The sequence below is a fragment of the Helicobacter sp. 12S02232-10 genome (assembly GCF_002272895.1).
Classification (GTDB): domain Bacteria; phylum Campylobacterota; class Campylobacteria; order Campylobacterales; family Helicobacteraceae; genus Helicobacter_J.
In genome coordinates, this window is the sequence record NZ_MLAQ01000001.1 from 130,279 (window position 1) to 147,257 (window position 16,979).

Genomic DNA, 16,979 nt, shown 5'->3' on the forward strand with positions numbered 1-16,979 from the left:
AGTATCAAATAAAGATTTATCTACTAAAATGTTAAGTACAACAGATGATTAGGAGAATGCAGATTATGAAATACATCAAGTTTTTTAAAGAACTGAATAACAGGGATGTCCCTCTAGTTGGAGGTAAAAATGCAAGTATTGGAGAAATGTTTCAAGAACTTGTTCCTGTTGGGATTAAGGTGCCAAATGGATTTGCCATTACAAGTCAAGCTTACTGGTATCTGCTTGACAGCGGTGGGATCAAACAAAAGATAATTGATTTGCTTGATGGCGTTGATGTGACCGAAATTGATGTTTTGAAAACGCGTTCAAAAAAAATTCGTGAGCTTATTTTTGGAACCCCTTTTCCAACCGATCTTAGAGATGAGATTTTTCAAGCCTATCAAATTTTAAGCGATGAATACGGTATGAAAGAGGCCGATGTAGCAGTTCGAAGTTCTGCAACTGCTGAAGATCTTCCGGATGCTTCATTTGCAGGGCAACAAGACACTTATTTGAGTGTTAAGGGGCAAACTGAACTTATCCATTATATTAAATCTTGTTTAGCTTCATTATTTACAGATAGGGCAGTAAGTTATAGGGCTTCTAGGGGATTTGATCATTTTAAGGTTGCCTTAAGCGTGGGAATTCAAAAAATGGTTCGCGCCGATAAGGGGAGTGCAGGGGTGATGTTTTCGATTGATACTGAAACAGGATTTAAGGATACCGTTTTCATCACATCAAGTTGGGGATTAGGAGAAAATGTTGTTGGGGGAACTGTGAATCCTGACGAATTTTATGTTTTTAAACCCACATTAGAGCAGGGCAAGCGTCCCATTATCAAACGACAACTTGGCACCAAACACCAAAAAATGGTCTATGCTCCCAAGGGCAGTGATCACCCTACTAAAAATATTAAAACAACCCAAAAAGAACTGGATACTTTTTCCATTACCGATGAAGACATTTTAACTCTTGCACGTTATGCAATTATTATCGAGAAACACTATACAAAAGAAGCCGGTGAATACAGACCAATGGATATGGAATGGGCAAAAGACGGAGAAAGTGGTGAAATTTTTATCGTTCAAGCACGTCCTGAGACCGTTCAAAGTCAAAATATCAAAAAAACTAATGGACAAAAACTTGAAAAATTTAAATTTAAAAATAATGATGAAAGAAAAGAAATAATTATTATCGGAAGAGCCATTGGAGGTAAAATTGGCACTGGAAAAGTCAGAATTATCAATGATATTGAACATATGAATACCTTTAAAGAAGGGGAAATTTTAGTTACAGATAATACCGATCCCGATTGGGAGCCGGCGATGAAAAAGGCTTCAGCAGTAATTACCAACCGCGGAGGCAGAACTTGCCACGCAGCTATTGTTGCTAGAGAGATAGGAGTTCCAGCTATTGTAGGTGCAATGGGAGCTACAGATCGACTTTATACAGGTATGGAAGTCACAGTTTCTTGTGCTGAGGGAGAAGAAGGCTATGTATATGCAGGCATTCATCCTTATGAAGTTGAAAGCATTGAGCTTTCCAATATGGGACAGACCAAAACAAAAATTTATATGAATGTGGGTAATCCTGAAAAAGCTTTCAGTTTCTCACAACTTCCAAATCACGGGGTAGGGTTGGCTAGAATGGAATTGATTGTTCTTAATCAGATAAAAGCTCATCCATTGGCACTTTTGGATCTTCAAAATGGTAAAAAAGATATCCAAGGTAAAGAAGAAATTGTAAAACTAATTGCAGGTTATGAAAATCCAAAAGATTTTTTCGTTAAAAAAATCGCCGAAGGTATGGGAATGATAGCTTCAGCTTTTTATCCGCGTCCTGTGATTGTTCGTACTAGTGATTTTAAATCCAACGAATATCGCGGAATGATAGGAGGAACAGCCTATGAACCTCAAGAAGAAAATCCAATGTTGGGATTTCGTGGGGCAAGTAGATATTATTCCGATTTATATCGAGGGGCTTTTGAATGGGAATGTCAAGCATTGGCTATGGTCAGAGATGAAATGGGTCTAACAAATATGAAAATTATGATTCCATTTTTAAGAACTCCTGAGGAAGGGAAAAAAGTTTTGGAAATTCTTAGGAGAAATGGGCTTGAATCAGGTAAGAATGGACTTGAAATTTATGTAATGTGTGAACTTCCAGTAAATGTAATTTTAGCTGATGACTTTTTATCAATGTTTGATGGATTTTCTATCGGCTCAAATGATCTTACGCAACTCACTTTAGGAGTGGATAGAGATGGAGAGCTTGTGAGTAATATTTTTGATGAAAGAAATCCTGCTATGCTTGAAATGTTTAAACGCGCTATTGCAGCTTGTAAAAAACATAATAAGTATTGTGGGATTTGTGGTCAAGCACCGAGTGATTATCCCGAAATAGCAGAATTTTTGGTTCGCGAGGGAATTGACTCAATATCCTTAAATCCCGACTCTGTGATTTCAACTTGGAATTGTGTTTCTAAATTGGAAAAAGAATTAAAACGATGAAATCATTAAGTTTTAAGCAAGCTGAAAATCAAACTGATTTTGAAAATATCCATTTGCTTGCCAAAGAGATTTGGCAAGAACATTACGCCAACATTCTCTCACAATCTCAAATTCAATATATGATACAAAATTTTCAAAGCGTCCAAGCAATAGCTAAACAAACCCAAGAAAATTATGAATATTTTAAAATTATTAGGAATGAAGAATTGGCGGGTTATTTTGCAATCATACAAAAAAATGATCCTTATATATCTAAAAATGTAAAAGGTATTTTTTTGAGCAAACTCTATATTCAAAAGAATCATCGCAATCAAGGTATTGCTAAAGCTGTAATGCATCATCTCAAAGAGCTTGTAAAAACCTTACAAATTGACTATATCTGGCTGAGTGTAAATAAGCAAAATATAAACTCTCTAAAAGCCTATGAAAAGCTTGGTTTTAAAGTCTATAGGGAAGATAAGATTCCTATTGGAGAAGGCTATATAATGGATGATTATTATATGAAATTAGATATAAATTTTATAAAGGATTGATAATATGGACCGTATATTGAGTGTTATTTGGTTTTTATTTGGCTTGGCCATTCTTGCTTGTGGAATCATATCTGTTTTTACCCCCACAGAGACATTTTTAGCTCTGATGGTTCTGATCCCAATTATTTTAATTGCAAGTGGCATAGTAGGAATTTTTTATTACTTTAGAATTCGAGAATTTTCCAGTTCCCAATGGGTATTGGGAGATGGTTTGTTATCTTTGTTTTTTGGACTTATATTTACATTTGGTGGGGTTGAATTCACTTCTATTACAATGATTTATTTTGTGGCATTTTTGGCAATATTTAAAGGTATTTTGGGAATATCTTCTTCTTTTGTGTTAAAAAAATCAGGATTTTCTCAATGGTTTTGGTTATTTATTGTTTCAACAATTAATATTTTCATCGGGATAATTTTTGCCATCAATCCAAGTATTGCATCTGTAACTATAGGTATCTTAGCCGGTATTTATTTCATATTTTTTGGTCTAATCTCCTTAATGGGATGGTGGGGATTGAAAAAATTCAAATCAATCCTTTAGTGGTTGATATTATCCATAATACTGGCCGCTTCTAAAAGATGCTTCTTGTCAAAATGCGTATAAATTCTACTTGTGTTTAAATCTGCGTGTCCTAAAGCTTCTTGGACCAATACTAAATCGTGTCTTTTTTGGTAGAGCAGGGTGGCAAAAGAATGTCTTAACATATGTGCTCCATTTTTTTCTTTTCGAATGCCGATACTGGCTAGTATTTGCTCAACTTGACGGTAAATATAAGCTTGTGTCAAAGGTCTTCCTCTTTGATTGCAAAATAATAACTCGTCTTCAACCTCGATCTGAGATCTTATCATCAGCCATTCTTCAAGCAAATTTCGAATATGGAGTGCTTTTATCATTACTACTCGATATTTATTTCCTTTTCCTTTGATATTCAAAAGATATAAATTTTCTTCTAGGTTTATATCCTTTGCTTTAAGATGGATAGCCTCACTAACTCTTATGCCGGTGTAAATAATCATTTTTATGATCAAGCGGTTTCTTGCACGAATTTTTTCTGACATTTCAAATTTTTCAATCCCAGATAAAAATTTTTCCAATTCATCCTGATTTAGATAGGTAGGGAGTTTTTGTCCTGATTTTCCCTTGACCCCGCTAATATTTTTGAGTTCTATATTATAAATATATGAATTTCCGTTTGCATCTTGATTTTGTTTATCAATATAATTAAAAAAGCCTAGCAAAGCAATACGATAATTTTTTTTGCTCGCCAAGCTCAATCCCCCTGTCTGCATTGCCAAAAACTCACTCAAGACCTCTTCATCAATTTCTTTCATTGAATTAAAATCTCTCAAATACTCATAAAGCTTGATAATAGGTTGGGCATAAGTATTAATGCCAATGAGTCCTGCATTTCTAGCAATTTTACAAATCATCTCAAGTTCTTGAATATTTTTAGGTTTTTTTTGAAGTCTTTGGAGGCATTCTTGAATACATTTTTTATCCTTTACTTGGGTATTTGAAAGCGTTGTAAGTTTATAACGAATAAAACGAGATGACCAAAATAGTAAATCTTGTAAAAAACCTTCATCGGATTCTAAAACATAACGCATCTATATCCTTTTATTTATTATAATAGTAAATTTAGTTATGAAAACCATAATTTTCAAACTTTTTATTTTATCTTGAAATTCCATAATATCGATGGTTTGAAAAATTATAGCACGAAAACTAGAGTTTTCATAACTAAAAAAAGCTTAAATTTAAAAAGTTTAATTTCTATTCTTAAGATTAAGTTCGATAGATGTTCTTAGAAAATTTAGATTTTTTGAGTTTAAAAATTCCTAAAGAAGCTTACACCCTCTTAAAAACTAACTTTGGAAGAAATTGCCTTATTTTGTATGGTCTTATAAGGAATAGATGTGAATTTAATGGCTCCTATAAATTTACTACGTCTGAATTTTCTGAATTTTTTGAAATAGAACAAAGACAAATTAATCGATGGCTAAATTTTTTAAAACAATCTAACCTAATCGACTTTAAAATCACTTCAAAGCACTATATATGCAGGATTGAAGGCATTACAGGCAAATACCCGCCCTACTCTAACCCTGTAAATGAAGCCTCAAACTCTGAAGCCTCTGAATCCTTACCCCCTGTTAAAAAATCCAAAAAGAAAAAAGAAAAAAGCATTTATTCAGAGCTTTCAGATGAAGAGCTAGATTTAATGGATGAAATTGAAACTTATCTCAGAGGGCAGAAGTTAAGATATCAAGATTTTGATATGGATTTTTTAAATGTAATTTATGAAGAAGAGAGTAACGAATTTCAAATTAGATTTTTACGAGAAGATGGCGGGATGGTATATTTTACAAGGCATAGAACGCATTTAAAGAAAAATAACAGTGCTTCTCTTTTTCAGGCTTTTGACAATATGGCAATGAATTATCACCATTATCACGACACCATAGCACCAAAAAGAAGCGTGGGCGAGCTTGTCAATAATGCCTACAAGCCCCTTAAAAAGGAGGTTAAAATGTAGGAAAGGACTGAAAAAATTATTGACACAAATTATATCAAAAGGATAAAAAATGATTTTAAATGTTGATGTTAATGTAACTCTATATGATGTTTTGGAAGATGAATACTGCTTTTCAACAGGGTTTCAAAAGGCGATAAATGATGTTTGTGAGTATTTTGATAAACCAAACCCTTTTATAAAAGATGATAACAGCTTAGAAGCGGTTATAAAACAACTAAACGAGGTTATCAATGAAGTTTATTGCCTTCCATTACATTCTAAAAAAATGGTTTTAAAAAACCTGGATTCAAAAAAATTACAGGAGCTTTATAATGCACTCAATGATTAAAGGCGATTTTCCTAAAATGCTTGAAATACTGATGAAAGAAGGAATTTTTAGCAACTACCTTAATGAAGCGATAACAAGTGACTCAAAGACTTCTTATAAGCTTCTTTTTATAGGTTTTACTGGGGGCTTTGATTTTCCAAAAGAGAGTATTTGCAATGATGATTTATACAAACACGGATTAGTAGCTTTGTTTGCTTATAAAACCATCCATATAGTTTGCATCGGTTGCACAAATATGACTTTTGAAAAGTTTAGAGAAATCATTTTACAACCAACTAAAAAAAGAGAAGCCACGATTAAAAGATATTTCAATGCATTCCATCAAAAACACGATGACAAAGTTTTAAGAACTCAAGAGATACAAGCCTTAATTAAGCACCATAGCAAAATCTACCCTCAATTTTTAGAGCTTTTTGAAACCTTGATACAATCGGATAAGCTAGATAAGTTAAATAATAATTGACTTTTAAAGGAGTAATTAAGGAAAGTAGTGTATAATTTTATCGCCCCTCGTTCGTAGCGGGGGGCAAGACCAAATTAAAGGACCTGCGATGTGCACCAAACATCGGAAAGCCTTTAAGAAATTATACATCAAATTTAAAATATTTGGTATAAAAATTATCTTAAAGGCTAAGAGGGGTTAATCCCCTCCATCCTTTAATATATGGTTTTTCTTCCCCTCCCCTTTTCAAACCTTTATTTAATCATCTTCAGTATTATTTTTATATTTATTTGTAATACTATGGTATTATTTTAATCATAAAAAATAATACTAGGATTTTGAATGTCTGAAATTTATAACAATAAAGAAACTCAAAGCGATATCCAAAAAAACTCAATTGAATATCCTGAGATGAAAATAGACAGCAAGCTAAAAAAGGCACTCGAGATTAAAAAAGAGCTTGAAAAAGAAGAGGACCCCACTCAAAATCAAGATTCAGAAGTGCAAACCCCCGCTTTTGAAGATAGTAAAGCCCCTTTTTTTATTTTAGGAGCTACATTTTTAGCCGTGGTAGCTTTTATTTTAAGTCCAAAAATTATTAAATTGTTTGAAAAAGGCAGAAGTAATGAGGAATGAAATGGAAAACGGGGCGATAAATGAAGAAAAAATCCCCGATTTTGTAAATTTCGATAAAAATACAAGCGAATCAGCTAAAAAAGAGGATTCTAAGGGTTTTGAAGCATCAGGCTTTAAACTGTTTCAAATGAAGTTAGATGATTTAGCTACCTTAGCAAAGCCTTACGCCCCCTCAAAATCCCACGATACGCTTGTAAAAATGGGTAAAAAGAAACTCATTGCCATCATTCAAGCTAAATCAGATAATACACAAGAGGTTAATAATGTCTCAAATAATATTAATAATCTTGAAAACCTTGTTAAATCCTTCCTACAAGCCTGTGATGAATTTAAAAAAGAACGCGATAAAGAACCCAATAACACCGCCCTTAAAGCAACGATTGAAAATAATGTGCATCCTGCTTTTGGGAATGGGGCTATTGCTTCCGTTGATTCTACTTTTGTGGCTAGGATTATTGTTATATGCGGGCTTCTATACATTGCTACAGATTCCTTTTTTGGTATTAAAAACGTTGTTAATGCCTATAAAAATTATTTGTCAAAAAAGAAAGCTAGCAAAGCTAAAGAGAGTGCAAATGCAAGCTAAATTTAATACTTTTCATACAATTATGGGTAAAAAGGGCTATGGCAAAAGTTCGCTATGTGATATTTTGCTAATTTTGAATAACCGCCCTGCCTTGATTTTAGATACTACAAACGGCTTTCCACCCTTAGGAAAAAACCGCCTTTTTTTCGATGATATGGAAGAGCTAAATCTTTATCTACAGCTACATTACAAAGAATTCATCAGCAAAAAACAGCAATTAATCCTCCAAACCAGAGACCCCGAGCAGTTTGAAGAGCTTTGCATTACAGCTTATAAGTGTTCTAAAATTAGTTTGTTTATTGATGAAGTTGATTTTTATTGCGGGGCGAGTTTATCTAAAAAAAGTGCGTTCTACGATATTATCCATACAGGACGCCACCAAGAAATTGACCTTTATACAGCCAGCAGGCGACCAGCTAATATTAGCAGGGATTTGACCAGCCAGACCGATATTTTTTATCTCACAATGACCACAGAAAACAGAGATTTTGACTACATTAAGCAAGCTTTTGGCGAAGATGTCAGCGATAAAATCAAGACTATCAAGCCATTTCATTTTTTAGTTATCGACAAAACAAAAACGAATGCAGATGGCAGTAATCCCATCAACTTGCTTATTACTAAAAAAGAACAATTGGAATCAATTTATCGCTTAAATCTAAAAAAGGAGAGCAAAAATGATTGATAAAAAACTTGTGTTATCTACCATAGCAGGGCTTATTATCGGGCGTTTGATTGGGAAATATATCCCATCTTTGAAAGTTTAAAAAAAAAGGAAAAAATATGAAGACTTATATTATCAATGGATTCGTTGTTGCAGTCGTTGCAATATTGTTTAACAAGCTATTGGCGCCTTTAATGGCTAAATTTGGATTTTAATAAAAGGATAAGTTATGCCAACCAAAAAACCATTATTCATTCCTCAACCAGCTACAAACCTAGTTTTGGGAGGTTCGAGCAATACTATCAGTCTCAATCGCGGTTATACCGTGGATATGCTTCAAGGCGAAATTTATTTTGATTATACCTGTGAAAGCGGAGCAAGCTTTACCCCCGAGCATTTTTGGAATTCCATTAGCAATTTTGTTATCTTAGGAGATTCTAGCACCTACTACAAAAATCAAAGCTTTAGAAGCCTCAAAGCACAAGGCTATCGTATTGCAGGTACAGAAATCAATACAGACCCTGAAAGTACAGCAGGAAATCACACTTACACCTTAAGATTTTTTATCCCATTAGGACTTTTTGGATTTAGCAATATTTCAGATGCAGGGATAGAGAGTTCAATGTTTCAAAGCTTGCAAATAACATTCAATTCAGCAAGTGATAAAGATGTAGGCAGTGGTATTAAAATCAATTCAGGGCAAATCAGGCTTTGGGAGTTTTCAGAACAACGTGTAGCAGGAACTTACACCGATAGCAGTGGCAAGCAGGTAAGCGGGCTTAGAAACCCTTTAAATTATTACCAAGAAACCAAAATAGAGACCATTAAAAGCAGTGGCACCGGCTACACAATCCAGCTACCCCCTTATCAATGGTATATAGGATTCCAGCTTGACACTAGGTTAAAAGATGGCAGTTTGGATAATTCTGTGATTAAAAATGTGAAATTCAAACAAAACCAGGATTTATTATTGAATCTACCTGTAGAAGTTATCAAAACTGAAAATCAAAGAAGATTTAGACTTGATAGGAGTTATCTCAATGGAAGTTTTTATGTTGATTTTAGTCAAATGGGACGTGTGAAGCATTCTGAAATTTTAAAAACCTTTAATAACCCTACCTTAGAGTTAGATACCGATTTAGGAAGCAACTCAGAGGCTTATTTAGAAATCACTATGGGAATGTTAAAAGATTGGGGCGTGTAAGATGGCACTAGATAGCGGATTTTTTGAAAATATCAGTAGTTCGCTTGGAAAAATCAGCGATATCACAGGTAAGGTAACTGAAGCCATTAGCAATAAAAATCCTAAACAAGCAGAGCAGGCAAGAGCGGAGGCGATGGCACAAAAAACAGGGGTTAAGACCCCTTTTATGATGGGTTCAACGAATAAAATGCTTTTAATTGCAGGCGGGGCGGGTTTATTGTTATTTGCTTTTTTGTTTTTAGGTAAAAAACGCAGGAGGTAGTTAATGGGAAGCGGAGGACGCGGGGGCGATAATACAAATAGCACCACAAATAATAATTATAATTTTTCACAAGCTTTAACAGGTAATAATCTAAGTAATTTTTTAAACTTAGGTACCTTTACTTATGGAAATCACAACGTATCCACCCCGTCGTTATCTAATTCAAACTATTCCTCTTTAGGTACTTCGAACAAAAGCGATAATGATAACACTCAAAAATCTGATACAGGTTCAGGAGGAGCAGGCGGGGGCTTTAGTGCCGCACTTGATTTTGCAGCTAGTGCCGCAATTACAGGCGAAGGCGATGCTAAAAGTGGCGATGCGACCAAAGAAGGCGGAGGAGCTACCTATACACCCCCACCAAAGAATAATCAACAGCTTTTAATCTTTGGAGGCTTAGCAGTTGGTAGCCTTGTTCTTTTTAATTTATTGAATAAAAAAAGGTAGTTCAATGAATGAGAAACCAAATATCACATTAGCACAAGGCGCAGCCGCCAGTGATAACTCTGTAAGTCTTGGAAACATCGGACAAATAGGAAACTCTGTGAGTGGCTTCAGTGGGGAGGATGTCCAAGGGATTTTAAACCAGGCAGGGAGTGCTTTGATGGGTTCGCTTTCTCTTGTAATGGGAGAGAACGCACAAAACACAGCTAGAATCTTGCAATCTACCAAAACCCCTACCCCAAATAATCCCAGTCCATTCGATTTAAAAACCATTTTTATCGGAGTAGGAATTATCGCAGGAGCATACTTTTTAAGCAAAAAAAGGATTTTTTAATGAACAAGTTTGAAGTCAATCAAGTACTAAAACTACCTACAGATATTGAATACAACGCTTATCCCATTGAAGGAGTCAGACAATTAGCTTTAGACAATAAACCTGCAGGCGTGAAAGTCTTCATATCTCAAAACACAATGAAACAAAACGCTAGAGAGCTACGTAATCGAGATGATGGCTATTCAGAACTCCCTTATTTGGTCGATAAACTTTATCTTTTTACAGAAGGCATTAACGAGGGTAATTTTCTTCAAATCAATTACACAGGTAACAGCGGGAGCTACTATAAATACGGAAATGACACAATCGCACAAGTTGATAATATTGTCAATATCGAGCGTGTAAGACGGATTGAGAGTATTGGAAACATCGAAAAAATTGGCGGGATAGATATCTTAGAATTTTTACCGATGATTAGCAAGGGCGATAAGTTAGCTATTAACGTTACTATTAAAACCAAACTTGGCAATCTTTATAATTACCCCAGCAGTTCAATGAAAATGAACGGGTTTAATTTTATAGGATTATCTATCAGTGACCCCTTTGATTCTAATTATTCAATCTATGCGCACGAATCTGGTTTTGGTGGCATCTTTCTCAATAAAAGCTATTTGAGTGAAAAAATCCGATTCAGCATTAAACAAATCAGAGATATTACTATTTCAAATAATAGTTGGGTTTATCAAACCAAAACAGATAATACAGCAGACAGTGCGACTATTAGTATCAAAATTCACAATAGCTACCTCTCTAAAACTCTTTACTACTACTCACCATTTAATGATGGACGATACGAATATAGCCTTTATGATTACAATGGCACTCCTGCTAATACAGGAGAGCAAAACAATCTTAATATTATTAGCTACACAATCAAAAATGACAACGATCTTTTCAATATGGAAAATTACAATAAAACAGCAAATTATGAAGGGTATATGGCTAATTTTGATGTGAATCTTTTTTATCAAATGTTATTCCCTGACACAGATAACCGCATTGAAATTAACATCAATCCGAGCAATAAAAAATTTCTAGACAAAGACCAAACTATAGAAATTACCCTTAATGGAGAATTGAAATTTTTATGAGATTTTTAGGTTTTTTAATAATTTTAATGGCAGGAGGTTTAACCTTGATAGAATTTAGCAGGCTTAAAATGTATGGAATATTAAGCGATTCAGAAGTAGATATGAATATTGATAAAGTCGTGGAGCTTTTGGATTTAGGAGCGAATAAAGAAGATTTAAGGGCTTTATTAAGAGAAACAGCTAAAACAGAGAGTAATTATGGCAAAACCCCTGATTTTACCCCTGATAGTGGTAAAGGGATTTTTCAAATTGACAAAATCGGCTTTGATGAAGCGATAAACCAACCTAGCAGAATCAAGAATCAAGTGCTAAAAATCGGCTATGACCTTGATAGATTGGATTATTCAGATAAAAGAGTAACGCAAGATGCACTCTTAAACACGATTCTAGCCCGCCTTTATTATTACAAAAAACCAAAAATCCCATCAACTAGAGAGGGGCGTGCAGCCTTTTGGAAAAAATACTACAACTCAATCTTAGGAGCAGGAACGGAACAAGCTTATTTAGAGCGTACGGAGGCTTTATATGGCTAATTTTTTTGATAATATCACTTCAAAAGCTACTTCGTTTTTAGGAGATTATGCCTCAAAAGCAGGCAATTCTATCGGCGATAAAGTAGTAGGACAGATTCAAACACAGGCTTCTGAATTAGCTAAAAATCCTTATGTAAAAACCACCTCTATTATCCTAAGCGTTGCTTTTGGGATATTTGGATTTTATTTTTTAATTCGTTTGATTAATGAACTTTTCACATTAAGGAAAAATCTGTGAATAACGATTATTTTGAAGAAGTATCAAGCTATCAAAGCGGTTATGATGCTTCTTGGTTTGATGATTATGAAGGGTTCAAACCTAAGGTAGAAAAGGATAAAGATATTTCCTCAAACCCTGAAAACCTCGAGATTGATACAGGTATTTTAAAAGGTAGGAAGCCCAAAAATAATAAAACCTTATGGGATAAATTTTCTAACAAGCTTGAAGACGTATCAGTATGGCATCGTGAAATGATGTTTAAACCCTTAGGAAATGCCTTTGAAAGTCTGGGAGCGTGGGGTAAGAAGCTTTATTATCTGGCTTGGTTACTTGGGATTATTGCAGTTTTTTATTATCTAGACAAAACATTAAAAATTTTTAAATTCACAAAAGGAGCAAAAAAATGAAGATTAAAGGCAATCTAATGACCCGTGTAAGAGGATACACAGCAAAATCTAGAACTGTAGGCACCTATCTAAGAAGAAAACCTAAGAAAAAATCTAAAAAGAGAAGATAACAATGGGTTGGTTAAGTGATATTTTTAAGCCTGTCACTGATGTAGCAAATAAGGCGATTGATTTAATCCCTACTGAAGAGGGGCGATTAAAGGCTAGAGCAGAGTTTTTAAAGACTATCGCAGAGGCACAAAGCAAACTAGATTCTGAGATAACAAAGCGTCAAGCCTCTGATATGGCTTCAGATAGCTTTTTAGCTAAGAATATTCGCCCTGCCGTGTGTATTGTTTTCACAATTTATATTTTTATCCTGCCTTTTTTGCACGATATCCCTACCCCGATAATGGATTTATATACAAACATTGCTATCTCAGTGTATGGATTTTATTTTGGAAGTATGAGTTTAGAAAAAATCGCACCTTTATTTTTTAAAAAGAAGGATTGAAATGTTTTGTTTGATTTTATTCAGTGTATTGACCGCGTCAATGGTTATTACTTGCGTGGGTTGTTGTTGTGAATGTTATTATAAAAAATGTGTTAAAAAACCCCATAAAAGGGGTTAAATATCATTCATAAGGAAGGAGGGGCTAACCCCTCTTCATCCTAAAAATAATTTCTACGCCAAATATTTTAAATTTGATGTATAATTCTTTTAGGATTTTATGATGCTTTTCCATCATCAATCCTTTCAATGATATTGCCCCCCGCTACAATCGAGGGGCGATAAAATTATACACTACTTTCCTTAAATATTCCTTTAAAAGTCAATTATTATTTAACTTATCTAGCTTATCTTTCAGATATAGAACTTATAAATCCCTATTTTAAGTACTTTCAAACCGCCTGCCCCTAAAACAATCAAAAATGCCCTTTAAATCTATTTTATAATAAAACCTTAGTCTTTGTATTAAATTTAAAATAAAATGGATTTTTGATGGGTTTATGTGATTAAAAATGATGATTTTGGATTCTTGAATACTCTAAAGTTTTCAAAATTCTAAAAATTTGAATTCATATCGTTTAAAAGCTCTCTTTCCTACCCCTCTGAAGCTTCAAACAACGCATACAAAGGCACACCAACAATCATTTAATCAGTCTTGAACCCGATTTAAGGGCTTTAGCCCTGAATTTAATCGATGGAGGCGATTTTTTAAATCGCATCCGATTTCAGAGCGTTAATTTTTCAAAAAAATAAGATTAAAAATCTCGCGCGCGCATCTCTTCTAAATACTCTTCTTAATATATAATAGGAAGAAAAATGTAAGTTCGCGTCTTTTAAGTCTTAAATTTTGCTGAAATGGCGTCTTTTAAGTCTTAATCATTTCTTAAACGGCGACTTTTAAGACGCGAACTTTAATATTATTTTAAGTTTAAAAATTTAAAATTTCAGTTTATTTTAATATTAAAAAATTATAATTTTATTATTTTAAATAAACTTTTTAAAAGGTTTAAATTTGATGAAAAAAATTGAAGATAAAGAGATTGCAGAGTTTGTTAAAATGACGCAACAAGGAATTAATAAAATGAAAAATAAAAAACCCGAAAAATATCAAGCAGTTCGCACCGGTTGTGAAATAATTTTAAATAATGTAGATATGGATTTGGTTAAAAAATATTACGAGCATTTAAAAATTGTAAAATTTGATAAATGAAGTTTAATTAAGGGCGGTGCTTTCGAACTCTTCGCCCTTAATTTAAGTTATAACACTATTTTTGGTTGCAAAAAAACAATCAAAACCAAATTAAGGTTACAAATGAAATTATATCACTTTAATGAAACTTTTACAAGTTTTTGCATTAAAAAAATCGAAAAAAAACACTCTTTTCTTAAAAATAAAAGCCCACAAACATCGTTAAATACTTACGAAAACCATAATTTTCAAACTTTTTATTTTATCTTGAAAAAAAATTATTGACACAAATTATATCAAAGATGTTTGTGAGTATTTTGATAAACCAAACCCTTTTATAAAAGATGATAACAGCTTAGAAGCGGTTATAAAACAACTAAACGAGGTTATCAATGAAGTTTATTGCCTTCCATTACATTCTAAATTACTGGGGGCTTTGATTTTCCAAAAGAGAGTATTTGCAATGATGATTTATACAAACACGGATTAGTAGCTTTGTTTGCTTATAAAACCATCCATATAGTTTGCATCGGTTGCACAAATATGACTTTTGAAAAGTTTAGAGAAATCATTTTACAACCAACTAAAAAAAGAGAAGCCACGATTAAAAGATATTTCAATGCATTCCATCAAAAACACGATGACAAAGTTTTAAGAACTCAAGAGATACAAGCCTTAATTAAGCACCATAGCAAAATCTACCCTCAATTTTTAGAGCTTTTTGAAACCTTGATACAATCGGATAAGCTAGATAAGTTAAATAATACTAGGATTTTGAATGTCTGAAATTTATAACAATAAAGAAACTCAAACAGCAAGCTAAAAAAGGCACTCGAGATTAAAAAAGAGCTTGAAAAAGAAGAGGACCCCACTCAAAATCAAGATTCAGAAGTGCAAACCCCCGCTTTTGAAGATAGTAAAGCCCCTTTTTTTATTTTAGGAGCTACATTTTATGGGAATGGTCAGAGTTTGCGTGGGTTGTTGTTGTGAATGTTATTATAAAAAATGTGTTAAAAAACCCCATAAAAGGGGTTAAATATCATTCATAAGGAAGGAGGGGCTAACCCCTCTTCATCCTAAAAATAATTTCTACGCCAAATATTTTAAATTTGATGTATAATTCTTTTAGGATTTTATGATGCTTTTCCATCATCAATCCTTTCAATGATATTGCCCCCCGCTACAATCGAGGGGCGATAAAATTATACACTACTTTCCTTAAAAAAATTAATTTAAAAGTAAATAATTATTTAACTTATATTTCAGATATTGAATTTTTAAAGCACTATTTTACAGACTTTTTAATTCCTTAAAATAATTTGCCTTATTTTACAATTTTACAAACCTAGAAATTCGATTTAAACCTTCAATAATTTGATCATTTGAACACGCAAATGAAAATCGCACATAGCCATCCATTCCGAATGCTTTTCCTGGAACTAATGCAACTCCTTCTTTTTCTAAAAGCTCTTGAGAAAACTTCATAGAATCTCCGTTATATTTGGAAATATCTTTTATGTTGATAAATAAATAAAAAGCACCCTGTGGTTTTAAAACTTTTAATCCTCCAATATCCCCAATCAATTCACACGCCAAATCACGTCTTTTTTGAAATGCTTCCCTCATCAACTCAATATCAGCATCAGCTTCCCCATTTAAAGCTACAATGGAGGCTCTTTGCGTAATTGAATTGATATTAGAAGTACATTGACTCTGAAGATTATTCATTAATTTCAATAACTTTAAATCTTTAGTTGCAAGGTACCCCATTCTCCATCCTGTCATCGCAACTGATTTACTCAAACCATTCACAGTAATTGTCCTTGACATCATATCTTCACTGATGGCAGCGCACGAAGTAAATTCCACATCATAAATAAGCTTTTCATACATTTCATCGCTTACTACCCAAATTTTACTTCCTTGGAGAATTTCTGCTATTTGTATGAGTTCATTTTTTAAATAAACCATTCCTGTGGGATTGGAAGGAGTTGTAAGGACAAGCATTTTCGTTTTTGATGTGATGGCTTCTTTAAGTTGTTTAGGAGTGATTTTGAAATCCGTACTTTCATTTGTTGGTATAAAAACAGGCTTTCCTCCACTATAAGTGACCAATTCCGGATATGTAACCCAGTAAGGAGAGGGAATAATAACTTCATCACCCTCCTCTATTAAGGCTTGAAATATATTAAATAAAGATTGTTTCGCACCATTACTAACCAAAATTTCCTTAGGGCTGTATGTAAGACCATTTTCCCTTTCAAGTTTATCGGCTATAGCCTTAAGGAGCTCTGGAATACCTGCAACGGGAGTATATTTTGTATATCCTGAATTTAGCGCCCTAATTGCTTCATCTTTAATAACTTGAGGAGTATCAAAATCAGGTTCCCCTGCAGAAAAGCTTAAAATATCTCTTCCTTTTGCCTTTAATTCTGAAGCAAGTGTGCTGATAGCTATTGTTGCGGACTCTGAAAGATTTTTAATTTTTTGAGAATACATAATATTAATCCTTAGGAGTTTAAATCTTGACATATTTTATCTTAAAAAAATATTGGAAATCATTTAACATTCTTAAAATACTACTTTG

Annotated in this window: 22 protein-coding genes; 20 read left to right on the top strand and 2 right to left on the bottom strand. The window is 33.4% G+C overall.

What is annotated here, in order from left to right:
- Positions 1–65 precede the first annotated feature (65 nt).
- From ppsA to BKH41_RS00660, 3 genes are read left to right on the top strand one after another with little or no spacing between them, the layout of a single operon-like run.
- The gene (gene ppsA, locus BKH41_RS00650) at positions 66–2,492 is read left to right on the top strand and encodes a pyruvate, water dikinase (protein ID WP_095296492.1); all 2,427 of its coding nucleotides are present in this window, start codon (positions 66–68) and stop codon (positions 2,490–2,492) included.
- Positions 2,489–3,025, top strand: coding sequence for a GNAT family N-acetyltransferase (locus BKH41_RS00655; protein WP_095296493.1), 537 nt, complete (start codon positions 2,489–2,491; stop codon positions 3,023–3,025). The genes ppsA and BKH41_RS00655 overlap by 4 nt, the downstream gene beginning before the upstream one ends.
- 4 nt (positions 3,026–3,029) lie before the next feature.
- Positions 3,030–3,566, top strand: a complete 537-nt coding sequence (locus tag BKH41_RS00660; protein ID WP_095296494.1) for a DUF308 domain-containing protein — start codon at positions 3,030–3,032, stop codon at positions 3,564–3,566.
- On the opposite strand, the gene BKH41_RS00665 is transcribed toward BKH41_RS00660, so the two are convergent.
- On the bottom strand, positions 3,563–4,633 hold the full coding sequence (locus BKH41_RS00665) for a tyrosine-type recombinase/integrase (protein WP_095296495.1): 1,071 nt from the start codon (positions 4,631–4,633) through the stop codon (positions 3,563–3,565). The genes BKH41_RS00660 and BKH41_RS00665 overlap by 4 nt on opposite strands.
- A 191-nt stretch (positions 4,634–4,824) precedes the next feature.
- Between BKH41_RS00665 and BKH41_RS00670 the strand changes: the two genes are divergently transcribed.
- From BKH41_RS00670 to BKH41_RS00750, 17 genes are all read left to right on the top strand, one after another.
- A complete protein-coding gene (locus BKH41_RS00670; protein WP_095296496.1) occupies positions 4,825–5,562 on the top strand; it encodes a hypothetical protein in 738 nt (245 codons plus the stop codon).
- 49 nt (positions 5,563–5,611) lie between these two features.
- Positions 5,612–5,890, top strand: coding sequence for a hypothetical protein (locus BKH41_RS00675; protein ID WP_095296497.1), 279 nt, complete (start codon positions 5,612–5,614; stop codon positions 5,888–5,890).
- Positions 5,874–6,353, top strand: a complete 480-nt coding sequence (locus BKH41_RS00680) for a hypothetical protein (RefSeq protein ID WP_095296498.1) — start codon at positions 5,874–5,876, stop codon at positions 6,351–6,353. Before BKH41_RS00675 ends, BKH41_RS00680 begins: the two co-directional genes overlap by 17 nt.
- A 321-nt stretch (positions 6,354–6,674) precedes the next feature.
- Positions 6,675–6,968, top strand: coding sequence for a hypothetical protein (locus BKH41_RS00685; protein WP_095296499.1), 294 nt, complete (start codon positions 6,675–6,677; stop codon positions 6,966–6,968).
- 1 nt (position 6,969) lies between these two features.
- Positions 6,970–7,554 (top strand): hypothetical protein, encoded by a 585-nt coding sequence (locus BKH41_RS00690; protein WP_095296500.1) that lies wholly within the window; start codon positions 6,970–6,972, stop codon positions 7,552–7,554.
- A complete protein-coding gene (locus tag BKH41_RS00695) occupies positions 7,544–8,239 on the top strand; it encodes a hypothetical protein (protein WP_095296501.1) in 696 nt (231 codons plus the stop codon). The genes BKH41_RS00690 and BKH41_RS00695 overlap by 11 nt, the downstream gene beginning before the upstream one ends.
- Before the next feature lie 208 nt (positions 8,240–8,447).
- A complete protein-coding gene (locus BKH41_RS00700) occupies positions 8,448–9,422 on the top strand; it encodes a hypothetical protein (protein WP_095296502.1) in 975 nt (324 codons plus the stop codon).
- Between the two features lies 1 nt (position 9,423).
- Positions 9,424–9,684: an LPXTG cell wall anchor domain-containing protein gene (locus tag BKH41_RS00705; RefSeq protein ID WP_095296503.1), complete on the top strand. Its 261-nt coding sequence runs from the start codon at positions 9,424–9,426 to the stop codon at positions 9,682–9,684.
- Positions 9,685–9,687: 3 nt separating this feature from the next.
- Entirely contained in the window at positions 9,688–10,131 is a 444-nt protein-coding gene (locus BKH41_RS00710) for a hypothetical protein (RefSeq protein ID WP_095296504.1), read from the top strand.
- Positions 10,132–10,135: 4 nt separating this feature from the next.
- Positions 10,136–10,462, top strand: a complete 327-nt coding sequence (locus BKH41_RS00715) for a hypothetical protein (protein ID WP_095296505.1) — start codon at positions 10,136–10,138, stop codon at positions 10,460–10,462.
- Entirely contained in the window at positions 10,462–11,553 is a 1,092-nt protein-coding gene (locus BKH41_RS00720) for a hypothetical protein (protein ID WP_095296506.1), read from the top strand. Before BKH41_RS00715 ends, BKH41_RS00720 begins: the two co-directional genes overlap by 1 nt.
- Positions 11,550–12,086, top strand: a complete 537-nt coding sequence (locus BKH41_RS00725) for a hypothetical protein (protein ID WP_095296507.1) — start codon at positions 11,550–11,552, stop codon at positions 12,084–12,086. Before BKH41_RS00720 ends, BKH41_RS00725 begins: the two co-directional genes overlap by 4 nt.
- Complete coding sequence (locus BKH41_RS00730; protein ID WP_095296508.1) at positions 12,079–12,324, top strand: hypothetical protein; 246 nt, start codon at positions 12,079–12,081, stop codon at positions 12,322–12,324. The genes BKH41_RS00725 and BKH41_RS00730 overlap by 8 nt, the downstream gene beginning before the upstream one ends.
- Positions 12,321–12,713 (top strand): hypothetical protein, encoded by a 393-nt coding sequence (locus BKH41_RS00735; protein WP_095296509.1) that lies wholly within the window; start codon positions 12,321–12,323, stop codon positions 12,711–12,713. The genes BKH41_RS00730 and BKH41_RS00735 overlap by 4 nt, the downstream gene beginning before the upstream one ends.
- Before the next feature lie 112 nt (positions 12,714–12,825).
- Positions 12,826–13,206 (top strand): hypothetical protein, encoded by a 381-nt coding sequence (locus BKH41_RS00740; protein WP_095296510.1) that lies wholly within the window; start codon positions 12,826–12,828, stop codon positions 13,204–13,206.
- Positions 13,207–14,218: 1,012 nt separating this feature from the next.
- Complete coding sequence (locus BKH41_RS00745) at positions 14,219–14,413, top strand: hypothetical protein (protein WP_095296511.1); 195 nt, start codon at positions 14,219–14,221, stop codon at positions 14,411–14,413.
- 474 nt (positions 14,414–14,887) lie between these two features.
- Positions 14,888–15,178 (top strand): hypothetical protein, encoded by a 291-nt coding sequence (locus tag BKH41_RS00750; RefSeq protein ID WP_095296512.1) that lies wholly within the window; start codon positions 14,888–14,890, stop codon positions 15,176–15,178.
- Between the two features lie 543 nt (positions 15,179–15,721).
- Here the strand turns inward: BKH41_RS00750 and BKH41_RS00755 are convergent.
- Complete coding sequence (locus BKH41_RS00755) at positions 15,722–16,894, bottom strand: pyridoxal phosphate-dependent aminotransferase (protein ID WP_095296661.1); 1,173 nt, start codon at positions 16,892–16,894, stop codon at positions 15,722–15,724.
- Positions 16,895–16,979 lie beyond the last annotated feature (85 nt).

What these genes read in the sequence shown, in the direction of transcription:
- BKH41_RS00745 (WP_095296511.1), top strand. Translation starts at nt 14,219, where the DNA reads ATGAAAAAAATTGAAGATAAAGAGATTGCAGAGTTTGTTAAAATGACG.
- BKH41_RS00720 (WP_095296506.1), top strand. Translation starts at nt 10,462, where the DNA reads ATGAACAAGTTTGAAGTCAATCAAGTACTAAAACTACCTACAGATATT.
- BKH41_RS00675 (WP_095296497.1), top strand. Translation starts at nt 5,612, where the DNA reads ATGATTTTAAATGTTGATGTTAATGTAACTCTATATGATGTTTTGGAA.
- BKH41_RS00695 (WP_095296501.1), top strand. Translation starts at nt 7,544, where the DNA reads ATGCAAGCTAAATTTAATACTTTTCATACAATTATGGGTAAAAAGGGC.
- BKH41_RS00715 (WP_095296505.1), top strand. Translation starts at nt 10,136, where the DNA reads ATGAATGAGAAACCAAATATCACATTAGCACAAGGCGCAGCCGCCAGT.
- BKH41_RS00700 (WP_095296502.1), top strand. Translation starts at nt 8,448, where the DNA reads ATGCCAACCAAAAAACCATTATTCATTCCTCAACCAGCTACAAACCTA.
- BKH41_RS00685 (WP_095296499.1), top strand. Translation starts at nt 6,675, where the DNA reads ATGTCTGAAATTTATAACAATAAAGAAACTCAAAGCGATATCCAAAAA.
- BKH41_RS00725 (WP_095296507.1), top strand. Translation starts at nt 11,550, where the DNA reads ATGAGATTTTTAGGTTTTTTAATAATTTTAATGGCAGGAGGTTTAACC.
- BKH41_RS00690 (WP_095296500.1), top strand. Translation starts at nt 6,970, where the DNA reads ATGGAAAACGGGGCGATAAATGAAGAAAAAATCCCCGATTTTGTAAAT.
- BKH41_RS00740 (WP_095296510.1), top strand. Translation starts at nt 12,826, where the DNA reads ATGGGTTGGTTAAGTGATATTTTTAAGCCTGTCACTGATGTAGCAAAT.
- BKH41_RS00660 (WP_095296494.1), top strand. Translation starts at nt 3,030, where the DNA reads ATGGACCGTATATTGAGTGTTATTTGGTTTTTATTTGGCTTGGCCATT.
- BKH41_RS00670 (WP_095296496.1), top strand. Translation starts at nt 4,825, where the DNA reads ATGTTCTTAGAAAATTTAGATTTTTTGAGTTTAAAAATTCCTAAAGAA.
- BKH41_RS00655 (WP_095296493.1), top strand. Translation starts at nt 2,489, where the DNA reads ATGAAATCATTAAGTTTTAAGCAAGCTGAAAATCAAACTGATTTTGAA.
- BKH41_RS00665 (WP_095296495.1), bottom strand. Translation starts at nt 4,633, where the DNA reads ATGCGTTATGTTTTAGAATCCGATGAAGGTTTTTTACAAGATTTACTA.
- ppsA (WP_095296492.1), top strand. Translation starts at nt 66, where the DNA reads ATGAAATACATCAAGTTTTTTAAAGAACTGAATAACAGGGATGTCCCT.
- BKH41_RS00680 (WP_095296498.1), top strand. Translation starts at nt 5,874, where the DNA reads ATGCACTCAATGATTAAAGGCGATTTTCCTAAAATGCTTGAAATACTG.
- BKH41_RS00705 (WP_095296503.1), top strand. Translation starts at nt 9,424, where the DNA reads ATGGCACTAGATAGCGGATTTTTTGAAAATATCAGTAGTTCGCTTGGA.
- BKH41_RS00710 (WP_095296504.1), top strand. Translation starts at nt 9,688, where the DNA reads ATGGGAAGCGGAGGACGCGGGGGCGATAATACAAATAGCACCACAAAT.
- BKH41_RS00730 (WP_095296508.1), top strand. Translation starts at nt 12,079, where the DNA reads ATGGCTAATTTTTTTGATAATATCACTTCAAAAGCTACTTCGTTTTTA.